At 66.9% G+C, this 23,665-nt stretch carries 16 protein-coding genes; 11 read left to right on the top strand and 5 right to left on the bottom strand.

Annotated elements, in window-relative coordinates:
- Positions 1-255: 255 nt before the first annotated feature.
- On the bottom strand, positions 256-750 hold the full coding sequence (locus tag J2X01_RS11760) for an Rv3235 family protein (RefSeq protein WP_310057180.1): 495 nt from the start codon (positions 748-750) through the stop codon (positions 256-258).
- 124 nt (positions 751-874) lie between these two features.
- Positions 875-1,699: a LysM peptidoglycan-binding domain-containing protein gene (locus J2X01_RS11755; RefSeq protein WP_310057175.1), complete on the bottom strand. Its 825-nt coding sequence runs from the start codon at positions 1,697-1,699 to the stop codon at positions 875-877.
- Positions 1,700-1,879: 180 nt separating this feature from the next.
- Here J2X01_RS11755 and J2X01_RS11750 point away from each other — a divergent pair, with 180 nt between their 5' ends.
- Positions 1,880-2,452, top strand: a complete 573-nt coding sequence (locus J2X01_RS11750; protein ID WP_310057171.1) for a hypothetical protein — start codon at positions 1,880-1,882, stop codon at positions 2,450-2,452.
- A gap of 59 nt (positions 2,453-2,511) precedes the next feature.
- On the opposite strand, the gene J2X01_RS11745 is transcribed toward J2X01_RS11750, so the two are convergent.
- Entirely contained in the window at positions 2,512-2,727 is a 216-nt protein-coding gene (locus tag J2X01_RS11745) for a helix-turn-helix domain-containing protein (protein WP_310057168.1), read from the bottom strand.
- A 148-nt stretch (positions 2,728-2,875) separates the two neighbouring features.
- Between J2X01_RS11745 and J2X01_RS11740 the strand changes: the two genes are divergently transcribed.
- Genes J2X01_RS11740 through J2X01_RS11725 form a run of 4 tightly spaced genes read left to right on the top strand, consistent with a single transcriptional unit; the run spans position 2,876 to position 11,269 of the window.
- Positions 2,876-3,520 carry a CpaB family protein gene (locus tag J2X01_RS11740; protein ID WP_310057166.1) on the top strand — a complete coding sequence of 215 codons (645 nt, stop codon included), beginning with the start codon at positions 2,876-2,878 and terminating at the stop codon, positions 3,518-3,520.
- Positions 3,517-4,830: a CpaE/TadZ family protein gene (locus tag J2X01_RS11735; RefSeq protein ID WP_310057163.1), complete on the top strand. Its 1,314-nt coding sequence runs from the start codon at positions 3,517-3,519 to the stop codon at positions 4,828-4,830. Before J2X01_RS11740 ends, J2X01_RS11735 begins: the two co-directional genes overlap by 4 nt.
- A 58-nt stretch (positions 4,831-4,888) precedes the next feature.
- Positions 4,889-9,763: an NAD-glutamate dehydrogenase gene (locus J2X01_RS11730; RefSeq protein WP_310057161.1), complete on the top strand. Its 4,875-nt coding sequence runs from the start codon at positions 4,889-4,891 to the stop codon at positions 9,761-9,763.
- Positions 9,764-9,799: 36 nt separating this feature from the next.
- Complete coding sequence (locus J2X01_RS11725) at positions 9,800-11,269, top strand: sensor histidine kinase (RefSeq protein WP_310057160.1); 1,470 nt, start codon at positions 9,800-9,802, stop codon at positions 11,267-11,269.
- Between the two features lie 125 nt (positions 11,270-11,394).
- Here J2X01_RS11725 and J2X01_RS11720 read toward each other — a convergent pair whose 3' ends face one another.
- Positions 11,395-11,643 (bottom strand): WhiB family transcriptional regulator, encoded by a 249-nt coding sequence (locus J2X01_RS11720; protein ID WP_003804966.1) that lies wholly within the window; start codon positions 11,641-11,643, stop codon positions 11,395-11,397.
- 240 nt (positions 11,644-11,883) lie between these two features.
- Here J2X01_RS11720 and J2X01_RS11715 point away from each other — a divergent pair, with 240 nt between their 5' ends.
- Entirely contained in the window at positions 11,884-12,348 is a 465-nt protein-coding gene (locus J2X01_RS11715; protein WP_374724961.1) for a hypothetical protein, read from the top strand.
- A gap of 30 nt (positions 12,349-12,378) precedes the next feature.
- Here the strand turns inward: J2X01_RS11715 and J2X01_RS11710 are convergent, their stop codons facing one another.
- The gene (locus tag J2X01_RS11710; RefSeq protein WP_310057158.1) at positions 12,379-16,350 is read right to left on the bottom strand and encodes an FtsK/SpoIIIE domain-containing protein; all 3,972 of its coding nucleotides are present in this window, start codon (positions 16,348-16,350) and stop codon (positions 12,379-12,381) included.
- 187 nt (positions 16,351-16,537) lie between these two features.
- Between J2X01_RS11710 and glf the strand changes: the two genes are divergently transcribed.
- From glf to J2X01_RS11685, 5 genes are read left to right on the top strand one after another with little or no spacing between them, the layout of a single operon-like run.
- Positions 16,538-17,725: a UDP-galactopyranose mutase gene (gene glf / locus J2X01_RS11705; protein WP_310057155.1), complete on the top strand. Its 1,188-nt coding sequence runs from the start codon at positions 16,538-16,540 to the stop codon at positions 17,723-17,725.
- Positions 17,722-19,713, top strand: coding sequence for a glycosyltransferase (locus tag J2X01_RS11700; protein ID WP_310057153.1), 1,992 nt, complete (start codon positions 17,722-17,724; stop codon positions 19,711-19,713). The genes glf and J2X01_RS11700 overlap by 4 nt, the downstream gene beginning before the upstream one ends.
- Positions 19,714-20,583 (top strand): ABC transporter permease, encoded by an 870-nt coding sequence (locus tag J2X01_RS11695; protein WP_310057150.1) that lies wholly within the window; start codon positions 19,714-19,716, stop codon positions 20,581-20,583.
- A gap of 1 nt (position 20,584) precedes the next feature.
- Positions 20,585-21,355 carry an ABC transporter ATP-binding protein gene (locus tag J2X01_RS11690; RefSeq protein WP_310057148.1) on the top strand — a complete coding sequence of 257 codons (771 nt, stop codon included), beginning with the start codon at positions 20,585-20,587 and terminating at the stop codon, positions 21,353-21,355.
- Positions 21,352-23,568, top strand: coding sequence for a hypothetical protein (locus J2X01_RS11685; protein ID WP_310057146.1), 2,217 nt, complete (start codon positions 21,352-21,354; stop codon positions 23,566-23,568). Before J2X01_RS11690 ends, J2X01_RS11685 begins: the two co-directional genes overlap by 4 nt.
- The last annotated feature ends 97 nt before the right edge of the window (positions 23,569-23,665 follow it).

The following is a 23,665-nucleotide window of genomic DNA, read 5'->3' as shown; positions in this document are numbered from 1 at the left end:
ACTCCCATCTTCATGACCACCGGAGGCTCCATGTCGCCTCCGGACACCCACACGCTGGCCCCGACCACAGGCAGGTCATCTCATTTTCGGACTAGCGGATCGGCTGTCGCCGGCAACGCAGCAGCCTGGCCTAACGGCGCAGCAGCGAAGGAGGGCCGGAACATATTCCGGCCCTCCTTCGCTGCTGCTGTTCCTCCTTCCCTCGTTCCCGACGGTGGTCTGCAACGGCGCTTCGGTGACCACCCTCGCCGGATGTCAACCGATTTCCAGCACGGTGACCCGCCAGGCGAGCCTGCTGCGCTCCAGCCGCAAAGCGACGGCGCGGACCCGCAATTCCTCGACCACGACGGCACTGGCCTCATAGACGTCCGCAGATACGCGGCAGGCACGGACGGACCGGACGGTGGCGTTACGATGCAGCCTTCCCGCCGTCGGTGACGCCCCGCACGGCACCCTCCGGGTCAGGGCCGCCCGGTGCTGCAGTGCCGAGAGGCAGCGCTCGTCCAGCCGCCGGGCCAGCTGCTGCGCCGGCCTGGTGCCGGCCAGGACTTCGATGGCGGCCTGCACCGTGCTGCGGGAAATCGCACAGATCGCCCGTTCTTCCTCCGCCAACCGGGGCAGCGGCGCTGGTGGAACCGAAGCGGTTGCCGGGCCGCCGGGCGGGTCCGCGCCTCCCGGGACCAGACGCAGTGGCGCAGCAGGGGGGACTGGTGCTTCTGCGGCGGAGCGGGGGCTGGTCATGGCGCTCATGGTGCTTCCTTTGCTGTTGGGCTGGCTGTCCAGGAATTCCGGTGGATGGTTTCCGGCTCGTGCGGTCCGGAGGAGGTGCTGCTGCGCAGCGGGTGGGGCATCGTCGTAAATCGCGTCTGCAATGTCAGGATCCGGGCGGAAGCTTGAGTACCTGGCCGGGCCGCAGCAGGTGCGGGTTTGCCCCGATGGTGTCCCTGTTGGCCTGGTAGAGCCGGGGCCAGTCCAGGGCGATCTCGACGTCGGAGGCATATGGCCCCAGCCGGGCCGCGGACAGGCTCCACAGCGAATCTCCAGGGCGTACTGTCACCTCAGCTGCCTGGCCGGTAGGTTGCTGGAGGCGCAACGGGCGCCCCGCCAGCAGGCCGGGTTCAACCACGGGGCTGAGCGGGCGCCAGTGCGGATTGGCGACGGCGGGCGCTGGCGCGGGCGCTGGCGCCGCGGGGTTCCCCGAATCGAACGACGGCGGGGGAGCAGCAGTTGCGGCCGGGACCGGCTCCGGAGTCCACACGGCGGATGGTTCGGCTGCTGCTGCTGCGGCGGCCGGTCCCGGGACGGCCGGCGGGGTGGAAGCTGTGGCGAGCGGTGCGGTGAGCAGCTGGACTCCGAGGGCGGCCAGGGCCAGGCGGCGCATGAAGGCGGGGGCGAACTTTCCGGCAGCCGAGCCCGCGTGTGCCCTCCCGCTGCGTTCTAGCAGGGCCGCCGCCGCGGCCATGACAAAGGACATGGACCACCAGGTGATCACGATCAGACCGGCCACGTTCGCCACCATGCCGAGCTGGTCCTCGAACCCCAGGGACTGCTGCCGTGCCGAGGAGGACTGCCAGCGCCGGACGATGCTGCCTCCGGTTCCGGCAAGGAATACGCCCAGCAGAAGGATGGCGGCGGCCATGGCCGCATCGGCAGGGCGGGCGGGCCGGTCCCCGCGTTCCGGCACTACTGCATTGGTCATGATCTCCGCCTCGCTGCTCGCCGGCCGGCTCGTTGAAGAGTCGCTTGGTAGCTTTGGATGTTATTCAATGCTGTTTGATGTACTTTGACCTAGTTTGATCTCATCGGAACTATTTTGTCTAGGGGCAGATTTCAACGGCTGCTCATTGACCGCCCGGGATCGTGCGCCTACGCTGACGCCATGCGCTGGGATGCCCTGTTTTTCGACCTGGAGACACAGGTGGCCGCCAGCGAGCGCCTGGATCTCGACGCGGAAATCGCGGAACGGACCCGCACGGAGGCCGCGGCCGTGGAGCTCGCGGATCGGCTTCGCGGCTCGCTGGGACTGCTGGTCGGCGTGCAGCTCGCGTCTGGAAAGATGTTCGAAGGGATCCTGAGCCATGCGGGAAGCCAGGCGCTCGTGCTGGATGAGCCCCGGCACCAGGTGCTGGTTCCCTATGCCTCGGCGGTACGCTACCTCGGGCTCTCCCGGCTGGCCGTGGCTGAGCAGTCCAGGGTCCGGCAAGGACTTGGCCTGGCCAGCGCCCTCCGCGGTCTCGCACGGGACCGCACCGGGCTGGGCGTCCTTATTTCCGGCGGGTCAGCGGGAGAATCGACGCTCCACGGGGTGATTGACAGGGTGGGGCGGGACTACTTTGACCTGGCGGTCACCGGGGAAGGCGAGGAGCGTCGAGCGGTCAATGTCCGTGATCTGGCGACGATTCCTTTTGCCGCGCTGGCCGGGATCCGGTCGGCCCGGTCCGAGGGCTTCTAGGCGGGCGGTTGCCGGGCCGGACGCCATCGGCAGCCTCGCCCGGACCGGGCATGCCGGATTCAGCGGGCTTTGGACTTGGCCTCTTCGATCATCCGGCTGGCTTCCGCGTACCGCTCCTCGATGTACTGCTCGAGCATCTTCTCCTCGACACGCCACTGGCCGCGTCCACCGACCTGAATGGCTTTGAGCTCGCCGCTGCGCACGAGCGCGTAGGCAGCCGGGGCGTTGATCTGGAGCTGCTCTGCGACGTCGGCCAGGGTGAGGAATCGGGGCATGATTCCATTTTGCCACCAATGACCCCATCTGAGGCCGTTATCCACAGTTTGCACTTCTTTGTTCCTGTGTCTTCCCGTCCGGGCAGGAAGACGCAACAATGATGATGCCCGGCCGGTTCCGGGCGGCGACTACAGGGGGAGCGGGCGCATGAGTGTCAACACAGTGGCCGGCGGGGCGCGGCTGAAGAAACCGTCCTGGAAGGATCCCCGGCTCCTCGTTGGCATTCTGCTCGTTCTGGCCTCGGTCGTGGGCGTTATCTCCCTGGTCGGGGCGGCAGACCAGACTGCCGAGGCCTACACGGCGCGGGAAGCGATCGCGGTGGGTGAAACGCTGTCCTTGGACAAGCTGAACCGCGTCAAGGTCCGCCTCGGCGACGTAGAGCCGCACTATCTCACGCCCGCGGCGGCGGTGGCGGACGGGCTCGTTGCCGTCCAGAGGATCGGCAAGGACCAACTGGTGCCGCGGGAGAGCCTGGGACACCTGGACGGCCTGGACCGGAAGCCGGTCGCGGTGACTATCGAGGAGGCCCTGCCGGCCCAGGCGGTTGCCGGCTCCCGGGTCGATGTCTGGGTGGCGCTGCCCGACGCCCGGAACGGGTTCAGTCAGCCGACGCTGCTGCTGCCGGGCGCGGAAATCGCCCAGATCACTCCGGGCAGTACCGCGCTGGGGTCCGCCCGGTCCACCGTCGTGATGGTGCTGGTGACGGACGGGCAGATGCCGAACCTGCTGGGGGCACAGGCCAACAAGGCAAAGATCTCCGTAGTCTGGAACCCGGGTGGTGCGGGCCAGTGAGCATCCCGGTCGTCACGGTCGGGGACTCGCGCGAAGACCTGGTCGGCAGGCTCGAGCGGCTGCACGGGCCGGTGTCCGTTGTCCGGAGATGCAACGAACTCGCGGAACTGCTCGCGGCCTGCCAGGGCGGTCTGGCGCGGGCCGCCGTCGTGGCCGAGGGCAGCGGGGAGTTGACGGCATCGCTCGTCGACCGGCTGTCCGCCGTTGGCGTCGCCGTCCTGGCCCTGACGGACAGTCCGGAGGAAAAGGCCCGGCTGGAGGGGATCGGCGTGGCTGCCGAACTGACCGGGGTCGATGCCGCCGCCCTGGCCGGCCGCATCACGGCGGCCGTGGCGCTGCTGGCCGGAGCCGAACCGGGGAACCGGCAGGGGGCTGGCCGCAGCCTGGCGGGGGCCGGCCCCGCGCCCGGTCCCTCCGGCGGCAGCGCCGGGGACGGGACTTCACGATCCGGCGCGGGGGAGATTATTGCGGTCTGGGGGCCCGCCGGTTCGCCAGGCAGGACCATGCTGGCGGCCAACATGGCGGCGGAACTGGCGGCGGAGGGAACATCGGTCCTGCTCGTGGACGCCGACAGCTATGGTGCCAGTGTCGCAGCCATGCTGGGCCTGCTGGACGAATCGGCCGGGCTCGCACAGGCCTGCCGCCTGGCGGACCAGGGCCTCCTTGACCCGGAAGCGCTGCTCCGGGTTGCCGTTCCGGTGGCCACGAGAACGGGAACCTTCCGCGTGCTGACCGGGATCACCCGCGCGGACCGCTGGACCGAACTCCGTGCCGCAGCAATTTCCCTGGTGCTGGCCCGGGCCCGGCATGTCGTTGACGTGACCGTCATTGATACAGGCTTCTGCCTCGAAAGTGACGAAGAGCTGAGCTTCGACACGATGGCGCCGCGACGCAATGCCGCGACGCTGAGGAGCCTTGAACTGGCGGACACGGTGTTCGCCGTCGGGGCTGCGGACTCGATCGGTGTCCCGCGGCTGGTCCGGGGCCTGGCGGAACTCGAATTGGCCGTCCCGAATGCGTCCCCGCGGGTGGTGCTGAACAAAGTCCGGCAGTCCGCAGTGGGGCGTTCCCCGGAGCGTCAACTCCGTGATGCGTGGGAGCGGTACGGCCCCGCCGCCCCGCTCTCGGCGTTCCTGCCGTCCGATCCGGTCTCGACCGACGCGGCCCTGCTCGCAGGGTCCCTCCTGCTGGAGGCCGCGCCTGATTCCCCGCTCCGGCAGGGGATCGCCGCCCTCGTTTGTGCACCCGTCCAGCGAAACCGCCGATCCTCTGTACTTTCTTCCACAGCGAGGCGTCTGCTTAAGGGCTAGGCTCGGTTTGAGGGCCGCAACGAAGCGGCCGCGAACTTCTTGATGGAGGCGTTTGTCGATGTCGTCTGGGTCCAGCGTGCAGGATCAACCCGTTTCGATCGGTGCCGGAGAAGGCTACCTGAGGAACTATTACGAGCACCTCGCCGAGGAAGACGCGCGGGCGTACCCCCAGGAGTTGCTCGCTGCGCGGGCGCAGACGCACCGCCAGACGGCGGCGAACCGTTTCCCCGGCGTCGCCAACATCATGATCACCGACGAGGCCGACCGCAGCGTCGTCTACATCGTCACGGACGATATGCCCTTCCTCGTGGACTCGGTCAATGCCGAACTTGTCCGGCAGAAAGCCCCCATCCACCTCGTTATGCATCCGCTGTTCGTTGTGACCCGCAACCGGGAGAGCGGCGCACTCGTCAAGGTCGCCCGGGTCCCCTCGCATCTGGGCATCTCCAGCGGCGATACGGCCGCGATGCCGAACCTTTCGCAGCTGATTGCGCAGGGTGACAACGCCTCCCACATGGAATCCTGGATCGCCGTCGAAATCGACCGAGTCGACGATGCGAAGCGTGCCGCGCTGGTGGATGGCGTCGAGAGGGTGCTCGGCGACGTGCGTGCCGCCGTCGAGGACTGGCAGAAGATGCGGAACCAGGCGCTTCAGATTTCGCAGGACCTGGACACGCTGGCGAACCCCGCGCAGATTGCCGAACTCCGTCAGGCCCAGGAGCTGCTCCGCTGGCTCGATGACGGGAACTTCACTTTCCTCGGCTACCGCGAATACGACCTCAGGAACGAATCCGGTGAGGATGTCCTGGAACCCCGGGAAGAGAGCGGCCTCGGGCTGCTGCGCGGCGGCGCCGATACGCCGCACCAGATCCAGCACCTTACCGAGACGGGCCGTAAAAAAGCGCGCGAAAAGCGCGCGCTCGTCATCACGAAGGCCAACTCCCGCTCCACCGTCCACCGCCCCGCGTACCTGGACTACATCGGGGTCAAGAGCTTCGACGCGGCCGGCAACGTCAACGGCGAGCGCCGCTTTATCGGGCTCTTCGCCACCACGGCCTATGCCGGCTCCGTGCGCGACATCCCGGTGGTCCGCGAGAAGGTCGCCGCGGTGCTGAGCCAGGCCGGCTTCCCGCCGGATTCCCACTCCGGCAAGGACCTCCTGGGCATCCTCGAAACCTACCCCCGTGATGAGCTCTTCCAGATCGAAGTCCCGGATCTGGCCGCCATTGCGACCGGCATCCAGCGGCTGCAGGAACGGCGCCGGACCCGGTTGTTCCTTCGTCCCGACATCTACGGGCGCTTTATGTCCGCCCTCGTCTACCTTCCGCGCGACCGGTACACGACCAACGTGCGGCTGCGCATCGAGGAGGAACTCCGCGGGACTTTTGACGCCGTGTCCATCGACTACGAGGCGCGGATGACCGAATCCGCGCTGGCCAGGCTCTTCTTCCGGATCAGGCTTCCGAAGAACGCCGATGTCAGCAACGTCAACAGCGACGAGCTCGAGAAGCGCCTTGTCCGCGCGGCCCGCTCCTGGAGCGAAGGCATCGCCGAGGTCCTCCGCGCCCGCGCCGACGGGGCCGGTGGGGTCAAGGGCGACGGCGCCAAGGAACTTGCCGCCGTCTGGGCCGAGGCCTTCCCGGCGGGCTACCGCGTCGACTACGAGGTGGAGGATGCCCTGGAGGACATCGCCCGCTTCGAGAAATACGGTGCCGTTGCCGCGGCGGCCGCGGAAACGGCCAGGGAACATCCCGGCGTCCACGTCTACCTCCCCGACGGGGCCGGAGCGACGCTGGAAGAGGACGCACGCGTTAAGCTCTACATGCTCGAGCCCAAGAGCCTGAGCCAGATCCTGCCCTACTTCCACAACCTGGGCCTCGAGGTCCTGGACGAGCGGCCGTTCGAGATCGAAACGGCGGACCACCGCGACTTCTTCCTTTACGACCTGGGCCTGAAGTACCCGGCAGGCGTGGACCCGGTCACGACGGGCCGGCTGCTCGCGGACTCCTTTGGCGCCGCGGTGTCCGGTGCGGTGGAATCGGACAGCTTCGACCGGCTGGTGCTCCGCGAAGGGATGCAGTGGCGCCAGGTCGTCGTGCTGCGCGCCTACGCCAAGTACATGCGGCAGATGGGCAACACCAACTCCTACGGATTCCTGGCCGACACCCTGCTCGCCAATCCTGATGTCAGCCGCGGACTCAGCGCCCTGTTCGAGGCCCGTTTTGATCCCTCGCTCGGCGAGGACGCACGCCGGGTCCGGCAGGACGAGGTCCTTGCCGGGCTGGACGCCGCGATCGAACGGGTCGCGACCCTCGACGCCGACCGGGTGCTGCGCACCTTCAAGAACCTGATCCAGGCGACGCTCCGGACCAACTATTACCAGAACAAGCCCCATCTCAGTTTCAAGCTGAACCCGTCCGGTATCGAGGGCCTGCCGTCCCCCCGGCCCATGTTCGAGATCTGGGTCTACTCGCCCCGGGTCGAGGGTGTGCACCTTCGCTTCGGCAAGGTGGCCCGTGGCGGGCTGCGCTGGTCGGACCGGCGGGAGGATTTCCGTACCGAGATCCTTGGCCTGGTCAAGGCGCAGACCGTGAAGAACGCCGTGATCGTGCCCACCGGCGCCAAAGGCGGTTTCTACGCCAAACAACTCCCGGACCCGGCGGCGGACCGCACCGCATGGATGGCGGAAGGCGTCGAAAGCTACAAGACGTTCATCCGCGGACTCCTGGACGTCACCGACAACCTCGTTACGACGCAGGAGGGGGAACAGCCGGTGCCGCCCGCCGACGTCGTCCGGCACGACGACGCCGATTCCTACCTCGTCGTAGCCGCCGACAAGGGAACGGCCTCGTTCTCCGACATCGCCAACGGGCTGGCCGCGGAGTACGGTTTCTGGCTCGGCGATGCCTTCGCCTCCGGCGGCTCGGTCGGCTACGACCACAAGGCCATGGGCATCACCGCCCGCGGTGCCTGGGAGTCGGTCAAGCGCCACTTCAGCGAGCTGGACCTGGACACGCAGTCCGAGCCGTTTACGGTCGTCGGCGTCGGCGACATGTCCGGCGACGTGTTCGGCAACGGCATGCTGCTCTCCAAGCACATCCGCCTGCTCGCGGCCTTCGACCACCGGCATATCTTCCTCGATCCCACCCCGGACGAGGCCGTGTCCTTCGTCGAGCGCCAGCGGCTCTTCGAACTGCCCCGTTCATCCTGGGACGACTACAACAAGGCGCTGATCAGCAAAGGCGGGGGTGTGTTCGCCCGCCAGGCGAAGTCCATCCCGGTCTCCGACCAGGTGCGGTCCGCGCTCGGACTGCCCGACGGGACCACCCAGCTCAGCCCGCCCGAACTGCTGCGCGCGATCCTGCTCGCCCCCGCCGACCTGCTGTACAACGGCGGAATCGGCACCTACGTCAAAGCCAGCACGGAAACCAATGCCGAGGTCGGCGACAAGGCCAACGACTCCATCCGCGTCGACGGCCGCGATCTGCGCGTAAAGGTTATCGGTGAAGGCGGAAACCTGGGCATGACGCAGCGCGGCCGAATTGAGGCTGCCCTCCAGGGCGTCATCCTGAACACCGACGCGATCGACAACTCCGCCGGCGTGGACTGCTCCGACCACGAGGTCAACATCAAGATCTTCGTGGACCGGATGGTTGCCGCGGGGAAGCTGGAGCCGGCGGAGCGTTCGGAGTTCCTGGCATCGATGACCGACGAAGTCGGCCGGCTCGTGCTGGAGGACAATATCGACCAGAACATCCTGCTGCTCAATGACCGGATGCGGGTCTCTGAATGGAGCCCCAGTTATGAGCGCCTGATGGACTGGCTGGAGAAGTCCGCGGACCTGAAGCGCGATCTGGAGGCGCTTCCGACCACTGAGACGCTGCGCGAGCGGCTGGAACAGGGCCAGGGCCTGACCTCGCCCGAGCTGTCGGTGCTGGCGGCCTACGCCAAGATTGAGCTCGCTTCGGCTCTCCGGGACAGCGACCTGGCCGAGGACCCCTGGTTCCGGGGAACTTTGCGGGCCTACTTCCCGCAGCAGCTGCGGGACAGGTTCGACGCCGAGCTCGACACCCATCCGCTGCGGCGCGAAATCATCGCGACGGTGGTGGCGAACGACATGATCAACATGGGCGGCATCACGTTTGTGTTCCGGGCGATGGAAGAGACCTCGGCCACCGAGGCCGCTGTCGCGAAGGCCTTCGTGGCGCTCCGTGAAGTCTACGAACTCAACATCATGATCGGGGAACTCAATGAGTTGCCGGCATCCTTCCCGACAGAGCACTGGAGCACCATCCACCTGGATATCCGCCGGCTCCTGGACCGTGCCGTGCGGTGGGTCCTGAGCCAGGGCAACGCGTCCCGGCCGATCGCCGACATCGTGGGCGAGTTCAAGCCGCTGATGGATCCGATGCGGGCACGCCTGCTGGACTACCTGCGCGGCGACGACCGGGCCCGGGTGGCCGAATGGCTCGAAAAGGCGCGCAGCTGGGACCTGCCGGAGGATCTGGCCCACCGCTGGGCGGAACTGTTCGAGAGCTTCGTGCTGCTCGACATCGCCAAGATTGTCCACGTCAGCCCGGAACCCGTGTCGAACATCGCCCACGTCTACTACACGGTGTTCAACCGCTTCCACGCTGACTCCCTGCTTGAGCGCATCACCAAGCTGCCGAGGAAGGATCGCTGGCAGGCCCTGGCCCGGGCGGCCCTTCGTGACGATCTCTACTCGACCGTTTCGGACATGACCACGGCTGTGCTGGAGGCAACGCCGGCGGACATGCCTGCGGAGGAACGGCTCGCAGCCTGGGAAAGCCAGAATGCTGAGCAGCTGGAGCGGGCGAAGACCATGTTTGACGAGGTGAACGCGCTCGAGGCCGATGACATGGCCTCGTTGTCGGTAGCATTGAGGCTCTTGAGGTCAATCGTTCGACGCTAGGCAGCTGACCCTGCCGCCGTCGCAAATGGAGGTGCTGTGGCAATCTTTACGGACCCTATCAGGGAGCATGCTGATTTCGGGCCTGGGGATGCCGAGTGGCTGCACCTCCTGGTCGGCGACTGGCAGATGGTCGCGGACCTGGCGTTCGCGGACCTGGCACTGTGGTTTCCGCACCCTGAGCTCGGTTATGTGGCGCTGGCCCACGTCCGCCCCTCCACCACGCATACGGTGTTCCACTCCGACTTCGTGGGGGAGGGGATCCGGTCCGATCTGAAGCCGCTGGTCGACAAGGCGTGGGAGAGCCGCATCATCGAACGCTCCAACGAGACCAACTGGAGCAGCGACATGGCCCTCCGTGTGGAAGCCGTGCCGATGGTCCGCAACGGCAGGACCCTGGCGATCGTCACGACGCACATGGACCTTTCCAGCTCGCGGATGCCGTCGCGGCTGGAGCTGACCTACCGGCAATGCGCCTATGACCTGCTGCGGATGGGCACGCTGGGCCTGTGGCCGGACTTTGCCTCGCCCACCGGTTCCCGCCGCGGCGCGCCGCGCGTCGGTGACGGTCTGATCAGGCTCGACGCCGAGGGCATCGTCCAGTATGCGAGCCCCAACGGGGTTTCCGCGTTCCGCCGGCTCGGGGACGGCGAGTCGCTGGAGGGCCGGAGCCTGGCTGAGGTGACCGCGGGCCTGCTGAAGGACCGGCGACTGGTGGACGAGACCTTGCCGCTGGTTGTCACGGGACGCATGCCGTGGCGCAGTGAAATTGAGTCCCGCGGGGTCAGCCTGTCGCTGCGGGCCATTCCCCTGCGCGATGAACAGCAGCGCTTTGGTGCCCTGGTCCTCTGCCGGGATGTCTCGGAGCTGCGGCGGCGGGAGATGGAACTTGTCACGAAGGACGCCACGATCCGCGAGATCCACCACCGGGTCAAGAACAACCTGCAGACGGTTGCTGCCCTGCTGCGGATGCAGTCACGGCGCATGGTCAGCGACGAGGCAAAGCAGGGACTCGAGCAGGCGATGCGGCGGGTGGCCACGATTGCCCTCGTGCACGAAACGCTGTCGCAGGGCCTGACCCAAAGCGTCGATTTCGATGAACTCATCGGCCGCCAGTTCCGGCTCTCCGCCGAGGTGGCTTCCCCGTCGCAGCAAGTGAAGACGGCGCGCTCCGGACTCTTCGGGGAGCTCCCGAGCGACTCCGCCACCCCGCTGGCGCTGGTGATCAACGAGCTGGTGGCGAACGCCGTCGAACATGGCCTGGAAGGCCGGACGGGAACCGTCTGGCTGATCGCGGACCGCTCCGAAAGCGAGGACGGTGACGAGTTGCTCACCGTGACGGTGGCGGACGACGGTGTTGGTATCCCGGCCACCCCTTACGTGGAGGGACTTGGCCTGCAGATTGTGCGCACCCTGGTGACGAGCGAACTGGGCGGCAGCATCCAGTGGAGTGCCCGGGAGGGCGGCGGAACAGCTGTCCGGATTGTTTTGAGCCTGGCCACACGCTAGCCGACCGACGGAGGCGCTGCCCGCTGCCGGCGGCTTAACGGACAATGGCCGCAGACGAAGGTCTGCGGCCATTTCTGTCCTGTCGGCCGGCCGGTCACCGGCGGGCCAGCGTCAGGTGCCCGGTACTAGGAGGCGCGGCGGGCGCGGGCTGCGCGGCGCTTCAGGGCGCGGCGTTCGTCCTCGCTCATTCCACCCCAGACGCCGGCGTCCTGGCCGGATTCGAGTGCCCACTGCAGGCAGGTGTCGACAACGGGGCATCGACGGCAAACACTTTTGGCTTCCTCGATCTGCAGGAGGGCAGGACCGGTGTTTCCTACGGGGAAGAAAAGCTCCGGGTCCTTGTCAAGGCACGCTGCGCGGTTACGCCAATCCATGCTGATCAGTCACTCCATTTCCTGGGCACACATTTAAATTCCTTGTGAAATTATTCACTAGAGGCTTCATAAGAAAGGGGCCCTCTGGGGCCCCCTCGGTCATCTCGATTAAGCGTGTCATGTTAACGCTGCGTAAACAAGGGGTACTGGGCTGAAAAATGCCTGGGGATCGTGAGCGATGCATCACATTGGCTGGCGGCGCCCTCACATCTAGACGACTATGTCCGGTACTGTGCCAGTGTGTCAAGAGACCCTGAGAACTCCTCCGAAACTGCAGGCAGCCGCGACCCCGGCTCCCGGCTTCCCCTGGTTCGGCCCCCGGGCATCCGGGTCATAGCAGTCATCGTGGCACTGGAAGCGACCGCCCTGCTGGTGGCGGCCATCTGGTACGGAAGCCAGCTGCTGACCGGCGCCCCCGTGCTCTCCTTCTGGGGCGCGGTGTTCACGCTGGGGCTCCTGCTGGCCTTCTCCGCCTGGCTTATTGCCGTGGCCCTGTTCCTGTTCCGCGGATACCGCTGGCCGCGCGCGGGCGCGCTGGTGGCGCAGCTCTTCACGCTCACCATCGGCTTTCCCACCATGACGGGCGGATACCCCCTGGCAGGCCTGGCCATGCTCGTGCCGGCCGTTCTCGCCATCGTTTTGCTGTTTGACAAGCGTGTCATCGCGTTCGCGTCCCGCGCCGGCGGGGCACCTCCCGCGCTGTAGCCGAGCCGGCCCGGTAGGGCAGCCAGGCCCTCACGGTCCTGGTCCTCCGGTGCTGCCGCCCGCGGCGGGGTCCACCGCCAGCTGCACCGCCCGAGCCCGCCCGTCAGAAATCACGACCGCCCGGCCCGGCGGAGGGCTCTGTTCGAGTTCGAACCTGACGCCGAAGAGCTCCCCATCCATTAAGCCCCGCGGGGCGATCAGGATGCCCCGTCCCTGTCCGGCACCGGTTTGGGCCACCGGGACCCGTTGCCGGATGCCCGGGCCGAAGCCGGCGGTCAGGACGACCCGCCAGCCGAGGTTGTTCAGCAGGAGCAGCCGGGCGTTGGTCTCTGGTGACTGCAGGTCGAGGTCGTCCACCAGGAGAATCGCCGCCGGGTCCAGCGCACCCGTGAGCGCGGCCTCGTGGGTCCTGGTCCAGTACCGTTCCGGATCGCCCGGGGCCTGCAGGCAGCTGACGGACGGATTGAGGCCAGGTAGTGCGGACAGCAGCGAAGTCTTCCCGGAAGCGGAGCCGCCGAGGACGGTAAGGACGGCGCCGGGAGGCAGCGGAACGCCCGCCGGGAGGAGTTCGTCGCCGCCGACGCCCAGGCACAGGCGGCCGGGAAGGGCAGGCAAGCCTGACGCCAGAGCCAGGACTTCGGCGGCCGTCACCAGCCCGGGCAGGGGCTCGACGCGGAACGGCCGGATGCCTGCAGCGCGGGTGGCCGCGCCCCGGGCGGCGGGGGCGCACGGCTCAAAAAGCTGCCCCACGTGACCGGACGGGGCGGACGCGGCGGACGCGGCGGACAGCGGCCCAAAAACCACGACGCGGCCGGCAACCGCTTCAGTGAGGGGCAGCCGGGGCCAGGCCAGCCGTCCCTCTTCCGTCGAGCCGGCAGGCACGAAGATCCGGTTGGGAATGGCCGCGAAGAACCGTGACGCCACGAGCTCGCGTTCACCGGCAACAAGGACGGTGATCCCTGCCCTTGCGCCGTCCCGCACGATGTCCTGGACCAGGTCTTCGGCCCACGCCAGGGGACCCGCCCGGAACGCGGAGACCCAGGATCCCCAGCCGCACAGCGCCAGCACAAGGGCAGGTAGCCCGACCGTGCCGGCAGTTCCCAGTCTCCGCGTCATTTCCTCGGAGACACGCTCCAGCACCCGCGCCGCCCGGCGAAGTTCGCGCAGTCCCACGAGTGCTCCGACGCGCGGAGATGTGGACGCTGCGTGGAAGGACCCGGCGGCATCGAGGACGTACAGGTGGCGTTCGTCGCTGCAGCCGAGCAGCTGATTCACGATGAGTCCCAGGGCGGCGTCGGCGCCGCCGGTGTTCCCGGAGACCAGGCCCAGATGGCCGTGGAGGCCAGGATGCCAGCCGAACTCGGCGACGCGTTGTTCTTCCGGAACGTCCACCAGCCCCAGCCTCATCATGCCGCGGCTGCCGTCCCGGGGAAACGGCAACCGTTTGGGGAGCGGCGGGGCGACGGGACGGTGCAGCGGCCCGCCGCAGGCCGCCTCCCAGACCGCGGTTACCGCGTCCGCCAGCTCGGTGACCGCCCGTCCGTATTGCGGATCGGCGCCACCGGCCACGCCGGGGGACTCGTCCGCCACCGGGCCGTTCAGGAATTCCGTCGCCCGCATCACGGTGGGGCTGCGGGTCATCCCCGGGCCGGCCAAACCGATCGTGGCCGTCTGAAACTCCTCCGGCGCTTCATTTCCGCGGACAAGGTAGGCACGGCCCGGACTCGTAATCGGGATGGCCGCCGCCAGCCGGGAATTGATGATGTCGAAGGATTCCAGCTCGGATTGGACCCGAAGGGCGACGCAGCTGGTCACGTTTGCACGGATGTCCGGGGACACGGCGCCCTGGGGACGCTGGGTTGCCATAACGAGGTGGATGCCGAGCGAGCGTCCGATGGCAGCAATCCGCATCAACTCGGTGAGTGCTTCAGGGGCCTCGTCAACGAGCATCCTGAACTCATCGATGATGACGACCAGGTGGGGCAGCGGCGGCCCGGACGGAACCACCGACTCGTAGGCCCGCAGATCTGCGGCCCGGTGCGAGGCGAACAGCTCTTCCCGGCGGTGTACCTCCGCACGCAAGGAGACCAGGGTGCGTGCCACCCCGTTGATGTCCAGATCGGTGAGAAGCCCCACGCAGTGCGCCAGACCGGACAGCGGCCGCAGCCCGGAACCGCCCTTGAAATCGATCAGCAGCAGATTGACGCGGTCAGGCGGGTGGCCGGCCGCCAATGCCGCGGCCAGGGTCCGGAGAAATTCTGATTTGCCGGATCCAGTGGTTCCCGCGACCAGAAGGTGGGGGCCGTCCGCCTGCAGATCCAGCTGCAACGGGCCGGAACTTCCGACGCCCACCGGGACGGGAAGACCACGGGCGCCGGCGGACTCGGCCCACCGGGACGCTATGCCCGCCGCCGAAAGCGGGAGCAGCTCGCCCAGGGAGCGTGCTGCCGGCATGCCCGTCCGGGGGACAGCCGCGGGCCCGGCGGCCTGCAGGCGGCGGCAGTTGCGGTCGAAGACGCCGGATGGAACCAGATCGGGGGAAAATTCCAGCGACGTCCCGGCGGATGATAGCCGGGCGGTGCGCTCCGTGAGGACAAGGTCCGCGGCCGAGCCCGCACCCGCGCCCGCGGCCGGTGCCGGATCGCCGGAGCAGTCGAGGACCTGCCAGCCGCGGTTGACCGCTGCGGAGCGCAAGGCGGCGGTTGCCGGGGCTGTGACGATCAGCAGCACTCCGCGCTCATAGTCCTGACCGAAGCCGGCCGCCAGGGTTTCCAGGGTCGAAGCCTCGTCCGCGCTGAGAGTTGCGGCAGCGAGGAAGCGCGCAGCAAGAAGCGGCGGGGTGGGGCCATGGATAACGATTCTGGTCCGCCGGGCGGCGGGGTAGCAGGCAAGCTGCAGCACAACGGATCTGACCAGCCCGGCCATGGCGGGTTCCGGTCCCCGCAGGGCGGTCACCGCCGTCCCGGGGTCAAGCGTCACCGGCATTGTTCCGAGCAGCGGTGGCCGGAAGCCGGGATCCGGTGGTTCCAGACGGATATTCGCGCGCTGCTGGGCCTGTCCGAGCCGCAGCCAGACCGGGCCCGGGCAGACCGTGCCCCTGCTGGCGGCCGCCTTCAGCGGGTCGGGTCCAGCCGGTGAACCCCGCAGGGAAAGCTCCCCGGCGGAGGGTGCGGCCCGTCGCCGTCGTTCCTTATCCTCGCGCGCTGCCGCGGCGACAGCAGACCTGAGTTCGCGGCGCTGCCTTCGGCCGGCGGCGGCGGGCACGAGAACCGAAACGGCCGACACCGCGGTAAAAGCCAGGAACATCCACCATCCGGTCAGGATGGCCAGGCCGACCCCGATGGCGAAAGGCAGGAGGGCAGTCAGCAGCAGTGCCGCCCTGTTGCCGGGCGCCGCGGGATTGCTGACCAGCAACGGTGCCGAGACGTCGGAACCGGCAGCGGCCGGGATACCGGAGTCCAGGGTGCCGCCGAAGACCACGGACATCGACGAGCCACCGCACTGAATCAAGGACTCGGTGGAAACGGCCGACGTGTGCACCTTCCGTCCGTCAACGCTGACCCCGTTGGCGCTCCCAAGATCGAGGAGTGTGACGGCGGAATCAGTCACGTCCAGCCGCGCATGTTCGCGGGACATTTCGGCATCCGGAATCACGATCTCGGTGCCGCGGCGGCCGATCCGGAACCGCCCGCGCCGCAGCGGCACGACCAGGCCGGCGGCCGGACCGCCATGCACGACCAGGATTAGCGGTGCCGCTTGCATGGGGGCAGCCGGCACCGCGCCGTCCACCAGGACGGCGCCGTGGACAAGGGGGGCCTCGCCGACGTCCAGACCGGCGACCGGCACCCGGTCTACTGTCAGGTCCCCGGTTCCGAAACGCCGTGAGATGGCCGCCTGGAGTTCCGCGCCGGGGCACGCGGCCGGCACTTCGATGGCCAGTTCCACCGGTCCGGAGGTGAGTGCGGACCCCGGGGCCGGAACCAGCGTGCAGTGCAGCAGCATCGGGGAGAAATCCTTTCCCGCATGGTCGTTTGGATCCCACGCTAGGCGCGCCCGGCGTGACCGGCGCCGGGGGATTCCGTCTATGTGGACGACAGCGGCCGTGGCCGATTCCGTTTGGCGCTCGGGTAGGCTAGAACAGCAGACAATGCGAAACATTGCGCTGCCCGCATTCGAACCAGGAGAGTTTGTGACCGCTGACCTCGTCATCGTAGGGTCGGGCTTTTTCGGCCTGACAATCGCAGAACAGGCCGCCACGGAGCTGGGCTTGAAGGTCGTTGTCATCGACCGCCGGCATCACATCGGCGGCAATGCCTACAGCGAAAAGGAAGAGCAGACCGGCATCGAGGTGCACCGCTACGGCGCCCACCTTTTCCACACCTCCAACGAGCGGGTCTGGGAGTACGTGAACCGCTTTACAACGTTCACCAATTACGTGCACAAGGTGTATGGGGTCCACAAAGGTGAGGTGTATTCCCTGCCGATCAACCTGGCCACCATCAACCAGTTCTTCCGCGCCAACCTGACCCCGGGGCAGGCGAAGGAGCTCATCCAGGAACAGGCCGGGGAGCTCGCCGGTACCGATCCGCAGAACCTGAACGACAAGGGCATCCAGCTCATCGGCCGGCCGCTGTACGAGGCGTTCATCAAGCACTACACCGGCAAGCAGTGGCAGACCGATCCGAAAGACCTGCCCGCGGGCATCATCTCCCGCCTCCCGGTGCGCTACAACTACGACAACCGGTACTTCAACGACACGTACGAGGGCCTTCCGACGAACGGTTACACCGCCTGGATCGAGAAGATGGCGGAACACCCGAACATCGAGGTCCGGTTGAACACCGACTTCTTCGATGAGTCGCACGACTACAGCAGGAACAAGGTCGTCGGCAACATTCCCGTGGTCTACACCGGACCCGTCGACCGCTACTTCGACTTCGCCGCGGGCGACCTGTCCTGGCGCACCATCGACTTCGAGGAGGAAGTGCTCGACGTCGGCGACTTCCAGGGGACGTCGGTGGTCAACTACAACGACGCCGATGTTGCCTACACGCGGATCATCGAGCCGCGCCACTTCCACCCGGAGCGCGACTACCAGACGGAAAAGACCGTCATCATGCGCGAATTCTCCCGGGCGGCCGAAAAGGGCGACGAGCCTTATTACCCGATCAACACCGCCGCGGACCGTGAGCGCCTGCTCAAGTACCGCGACCTGGCGGCGGCCGAGAAGGACGTCCTCTTCGGCGGACGGCTCGGCACCTACAAGTACCTTGACATGCACATGGCCATCGGCTCCGCCCTGACCATGTTCGACAACAAGATCCGGCCGCATTTCGAGGCCGGCGCCACGATTGAAAGCGGAGGAGTGGACGCATGAGCGCCGCTGACGGAACCACAGCCTGGGCCACGATCCAGCGCGTCATCCTGCCCTCGGCGGACCAGCCGGACACGGTTTCCCTGTATGCCGACGCGGGGACGGCGAGCGGCATCCGGCTGCGCGAGAATGACGAGCTGGCCCGGACCCCCAAGCTTCCCGAAGACAAACTGCAGATGTTCAGTTCCGGCAGCCAGCAGGCGCACTTCGAGGACCTCCTCACCCGGCATTCGATGCGCGTCCGGTCCGGTGAACAGATCTCTTTCGGCACCTATTTCAACGCATTCGCCGCGAGCTACTGGCGGCGCTGGACTTCGGTCCGGGACATCAGGCTGGCCGTCCGGACGAGCGGCACCGGCACTGTCACCGTGTACAAGTCGAACGCCCGCGGCTCCGTCCAGCGCGTCGACGGTGTCCACGTCGACGGTGACACTACCTCGTTGTTCGAGCTTTCGCTCAAGCCGTTCGGCGACGGCGGGTGGTACTGGTTCGATCTCGCCGCCAGCGCGGACGGGCTGGTGCTCGAGAGCGCCCAGTGGGAGACCGCGGGGACCGACCGCCCCAAGGGGCAGGTCACCCTGGAAATCACGACCATGAACAAGCCTGACTTCTGCCTCAACAACGCCCGCATCCTGGCGGATAACCCGGACGTCCTTGAGAACGTCAAGGAAATCCTGATCGTGGACCAGGGGACGCAGAAAGTCGAAGACCAGGAGGGCTTCGCGGCGGTCCGGGATGCCCTCGGAGGCAAGCTTCGGATCATCAACCAGGCAAACCTTGGCGGCTCCGGAGGCTTCGCGCGCGGCATGTTCGAGGCCGTCGAAAACGGCAGTGACTACGCCCTGCTGCTCGACGACGACATCGTCGTCGAACCCGAAAGCATCGTGCGGCTCCTGACGTTCGCGGATCACTGCCGCAAGCCGACGATTGTCGGCGGCCACATGTTCGACCTTTACAACCGCAGCGTCCTGCACACCTTCGGCGAGGTCGTGGACCCCTACCGGATCGTGCCGGCCCTGCCGCACGCCGATATGGAGACGCGGCACGATTTCAGCGTCGCGAACCTTCGCCAGACCCCGTGGCTGCACCGCCGCGTGGACGTGGACTACAACGGCTGGTGGATGTGCCTGATCCCCACCAAGGTGATCCAGGAAATCGGGTTGTCGCTGCCGTTGTTCATTAAATGGGACGACGCCGAATACGGACTGCGGGCACGGGAAGCCGGCTTTGCCACGGTATCGATGCCCGGCGCTGCCGTCTGGCACGTGTCCTGGATCGACAAGGACGACCTCGTCGGCTGGCAGGCCTACTTCCACGCGCGCAACCGGCTGATCACCACATTGATCCACAGCCCGTACCCCAAGGGCGGCCGGGTGCTGCGCGAATCGTTCCAGTCCGACGTCAAGCACCTCGTGTCGATGCAGTACTTCACCGAGCACGGACACATCGACGCCCTGCGCGACCTCCTGAAGGGCCCCGACGACCTCCACAAGGTGCTCGGTACCAAGCTGCCCGAAATCAACGCCCTGAAGGCCGACTACCCCGACGCCCAGCTGAAGGAAGATGTCGATGACTTCCCGGCGCCCAAGATCGGCCGCGGGCCAATGGGCGGGACCGTTGTGGGGCTGCCCAGCAAGAAGCAGCTGATTCCGTGGGGCATCAAGACCGTCGCGCGCCAGCTGATCAAAGCGCCCGGCCCGGAAAGTACCGAAAGGCCGCAGGGGTATCTGGCCCACCGGGACAACCGCTGGTACAGGGTGGCCCACTATGACAGCGTCGTGGTGTCCAACGCCGAAGGCACGGGCGCGTCCTGGTACCAGCGGGACCCCAAGAAGCTGAAATCAATGTTGACCGAAGCGACGCGGCTGCACCTGCAGCTCTTCCGCGAGTGGGACAAACTTGCCCAGCAGTACCGGTCCGCCGTAGCGGAGATCAGCTCCTTCGATGCGTGGAAGAAGACGTTCGAGGCGAACTCCAAGGACGGCGACTAGATGGCGGGTCAGACCGACCAGCTGGTTAGGCCCGGAAGCGGGCGGGGGCTCCTGGACGTCTTCGGGGACCGCTTCCTCCTGAAGCTCCTGGTACGCAAGGAAATCAAGGTGCGGTACCGGGGCTCGGTGCTGGGGCTCCTGTGGTCGTACGTCAAGCCACTCGTGCAGTTCCTGATCTACTTCGTGGCGCTGGGCGTCTTCCTGGACCTCCAGCGGGGTACGCCAAACTATGCGATCTATCTTTTTGCCGGCATTGTGCTGGTCAACTTCTTCACCGAGTGCCTCTCCAACGCCACGCGATCAATCGTCGACAACCGGGATCTGATCCGGAAGATCTACCTGCCGCGGGAGCTCTTCCCGGTGGCCACGGTCTGGGTGTCCGCGGCGCACTTCCTGCCGCAACTCCTGGTGCTGGTCGGCGCGTGCCTCGTGGTGGGATGGACGCCGTCGATCCTTCAGCTGGCCGCCGCCGTCCTGATCTTCCTCATGGTCGCGGTTCTCGCCACCGGACTGGGCCTGATCTTCGGCGCCATCAACGTCTATTTCCGTGATTCCGAAAATATCGTCGACATGATCGTCATGGTGGTGACGTGGGCTTCACCCGTCCTCTACGTGTGGACGATGGTCGAGAACGTGATGGGCTCCTGGTTCTGGGTCTACCAGCTCAACCCCATGACGGTCGCCGTCGAGGTCTTCCACTGGGTCTTCTGGGAACCGACGCTCAACGCCGAACAATTGACGATTGAGACCATTCCTCCGGGCCTGCTGACCGTCTGGCTGCCGATCGCCATGATGATCTCCCTCGGCCTGCTGTTCCTCGGACAGTTGACGTTCCGCCGGCTCGCCGTCCACTTCGCACAGGAGCTCTGACATGACCTCGCACGGCCATGTGGCCATCAGCTGCATCGACCTCCGGAAGCAGTTCGTCCTGCGCCACACCCGTTCCCTCAAAGAGGCCCTGGTCTGGCTGGTCAAGGGCCGGAAGGGGGACCTGTCGAAGAAATTCCTGGCCCTCGATCACGTTTCGCTGGAGGTTAAACAGGGCGAGACCGTGGCGCTCATGGGCCTCAACGGTTCCGGAAAATCGACCCTCCTGAAGCTCATTTCCGGCGTCCTGCAGCCCGACGGCGGAACGGTGCGCACGCGCGGCCGCGTGGCCGGGCTCATCGAAGTCGGCGCAGGCTTCCACCATGACCTCAGCGGCCGGGACAACGTCTACCTCAACGGTGCCATCCTTGGCATGACCGAGAAGCAGATCGACGAGAAATTCGACTCGATCGTGGAATTCTCGGAGATCGGCGAGTTCATCGACACCGAAGTGAAGTTCTATTCCTCCGGCATGTACCTGCGGCTGGCGTTTTCCATCGCTGTGCACACGGATCCGGAGGTCTTCCTGATCGACGAGATCCTCGCGGTGGGCGACGAGCCCTTCCAGCGCAAGTGCATCGCGAAGATCAAGGAACTCTCGGAAATGGGGAAAACCCTGTTTGTGGTGAGCCACGACCTGGACCTGGTCGCCACCGTCTGTGAGCGCGGCGTACTGCTCGAGCACGGCAAGGTGGTCATGGACGGGGAAGTGCACGCTGTCGTGGCAGAGCTGCGGCGGCGTTCGGCGCACGCGGAGTCCGAGGGCAGTTTGTGATTCACTCGCGTCGGCGCAGCGACCTCATGTGGCTGGCAGCGACGGTGGCCGCTGCCTTCCTTGGGTCGCTGATTCCGCTTCTTAGCAATAACAGGTTCTACTACTATGACGATACCCAGGCCGGGGCGTTTGGCATCTGGTTCGAAATTGGAACCAAACTCAGCGCAGGGGAGTGGCCGCTCTTCAGCGACAGTGCCTGGGGGGCCGGCAACTATGCCGCCGAGGGCCAATGGGGCATCTGGAATCCGCTCATTCTCCTGATCGGCTGGCTGGCCAGCACATCGGCCAACATCGTCGTCTTTTCGACGATTCTCAAGATCGTCTTCCTCTGCGTGCTGGCCGCCGGCACGTTCCTGCTCGCCAGGAGCTACCAGGCAAAGCCGGAATGGTCGGCGATCGCGGGTGTCGCCGTGACCCTCACCGGATTCACCGTGTACATCGACGCCGCCTCCTGGGTCACCGGGCTCATGGTTTTCAGCCTGCTTCCCCTGACCTGGTTCGGGCTGCGCCGGATGGCCTTCAACGGGGGCAACCCTATATTCGCGCTGATCCCCGCCTACGTGCTGATAACCATCGGCTACGTTCACGGGACGCTCATGCTGGTCATCGTCTTCGTGGGCCTGCTGCTGGAAGCTCGGCTGACTGGAGGCCGCAGGAGCGCCCGCCGCTTGCTCCTCGCCGGCCTGGTGTGCGGGCTCACCGCGATGGCGGTGTACCTCCCGGGACTCCTCACGGCCCCCGTGACGGCACGCTCCGGCGGGATCGAGAACACCGGCTTCCTGACGCCGGACCTCACCGGACTGTTTACCGCCTGGGTGCCGGGCAGCCTGCCGCAGGTCACCGGGTGGTGGGGCGGGTTCGCCACCGTGCCCCTGCTCTACGTGGCATGGTTCCTCCCGGTCCTCACGATCGTGGACTACGCGAAAGTAAAGGCAGCCGGCAGGGAGCTGACCGCGCTCTGGGTTGTCGGACTCGTGTCCTTGGCCCTGACCCTGGCGCCCAGCGACCTGGGCCCGCTCCGCTTCCCCATCAGGATCATGCCGTATGTGTCCCTGGCTGTCCTGGTGGCCCTGTCGGTGCTGGTCTCACGCTTCAGGGTGCCCGCACTGAGCCGCGGACGCATTATCGCCACGGCTGCGACCGTGCTCGCCGGGCTGTACCTGGCCTGGAGCCAGTTCCCGTCCTTCCGGGTGGCGGCGCTCTATGGGCTGCTGGCGGCCGCCGGCATCGCGGCGCTGCTCTTCTTCCTCTACGTTCCGCGTCTGCGGACCGGGTTCCGGGGACCGGTGGTATTGGCCGGAGGCGTCGTGCTCATAAGCATGGTCATTGCCGCGGGACAGCACCTGGCCTTCACATCGTCGCCGCTGCCGGACTATCGGATGCCGGATACCCCGGGGAGCTACTCGCGTCAGCTTCCCGGAGCTGAGGGCGGCACCTTCATCGTGGGCGATCCCACCAAGCTGGGACCGGAGATCTGGAACGAGACGCTGGCATCGAACGCCTGGTACATGAATGCTGCCGAAGTCCAGAACCTCTATTCGCCGATCATGTTCGCCAACTACGCCGAAGATCTGTGCATCTCGAGCCACGGCTGGACCTGTGCAGCGGCAGCCGGGAAACTCTTCGAGACGGATCCCGCGACGGGAAAGGTCCTCGCGGATCTCCTGTCCATCGACACGGTCCAGCTCCTTCGCGACCCGGACTCGGAGTCCAATGAGGCCTTCAACGGCGCGCCTCCGGGTGGCTGGCACGAAGCGGGCAGGTCCGCGGACTCGGTAGTGTGGGTCCGCGATCAACCCCGGCTGAACACCGGTCAGCTTGTCTGGTCATCGGAGGGAACAGCCCTGTCGCTGGTCTCGGAAAGCAGCCGGGAAGTTGTGCTCCGCGTGGACCGGATGGGCGACGCCCCGGGCAAGGCCGTGCTCAGCCGGCTGGCCTGGCCGGGATACGAGGCCGACGGGGCAGTAGTCTCGGCGCCGCTCCGGGGTTATCTTCTTGAGCTGGACATCCCGGCCGGCTCGGCCGGACAGAGCGTGACCGTCCGTTTCGAACCGCCGGGCTGGCCGCTCGTGCTGGCGTGCATCATTCTGGCGGTCGGAGCCACCGCCGCGTGGAGCGTCGCGGAACTGGTCCGGCGTCGACGGCGGGAAAGCCGCGCCCAGCCCGTGTCCGGCGGCGGAGAAACCGCCAGGGACGCCGTCGCCGCCGGCTGACACGACGTCCGCAGCAGAAAGTACTCCGGCGGGAGCGCCACTATGTGGTGCTCCCGCCGGAGTGCTTTGTGCTTGCCGCCGCAGGCAGCTGCGGCCG

The organism is Arthrobacter ginsengisoli, assembly GCF_031456935.1.
GTDB lineage: Bacteria > Actinomycetota > Actinomycetes > Actinomycetales > Micrococcaceae > Arthrobacter > Arthrobacter ginsengisoli.
This window is presented reverse-complemented; position numbering and strand designations above follow the sequence as displayed.

Bases quoted from the DNA above. Each gene is read 5' to 3' on its own strand.
- J2X01_RS11755 (WP_310057175.1), bottom strand. From the start codon at position 1,699: ATGACCAATGCAGTAGTGCCGGAACGCGGGGACCGGCCCGCCCGCCCT.
- J2X01_RS11760 (WP_310057180.1), bottom strand. From the start codon at position 750: ATGAGCGCCATGACCAGCCCCCGCTCCGCCGCAGAAGCACCAGTCCCC.
- J2X01_RS11740 (WP_310057166.1), top strand. From the start codon at position 2,876: ATGAGTGTCAACACAGTGGCCGGCGGGGCGCGGCTGAAGAAACCGTCC.
- J2X01_RS11720 (WP_003804966.1), bottom strand. From the start codon at position 11,643: ATGGATTGGCGTAACCGCGCAGCGTGCCTTGACAAGGACCCGGAGCTT.
- J2X01_RS11695 (WP_310057150.1), top strand. From the start codon at position 19,714: ATGGCGGGTCAGACCGACCAGCTGGTTAGGCCCGGAAGCGGGCGGGGG.
- J2X01_RS11690 (WP_310057148.1), top strand. From the start codon at position 20,585: ATGACCTCGCACGGCCATGTGGCCATCAGCTGCATCGACCTCCGGAAG.
- J2X01_RS11750 (WP_310057171.1), top strand. From the start codon at position 1,880: ATGCGCTGGGATGCCCTGTTTTTCGACCTGGAGACACAGGTGGCCGCC.
- J2X01_RS11710 (WP_310057158.1), bottom strand. From the start codon at position 16,350: ATGCTGCTGCACTGCACGCTGGTTCCGGCCCCGGGGTCCGCACTCACC.
- J2X01_RS11745 (WP_310057168.1), bottom strand. From the start codon at position 2,727: ATGCCCCGATTCCTCACCCTGGCCGACGTCGCAGAGCAGCTCCAGATC.
- J2X01_RS11700 (WP_310057153.1), top strand. From the start codon at position 17,722: ATGAGCGCCGCTGACGGAACCACAGCCTGGGCCACGATCCAGCGCGTC.
- J2X01_RS11730 (WP_310057161.1), top strand. From the start codon at position 4,889: ATGTCGTCTGGGTCCAGCGTGCAGGATCAACCCGTTTCGATCGGTGCC.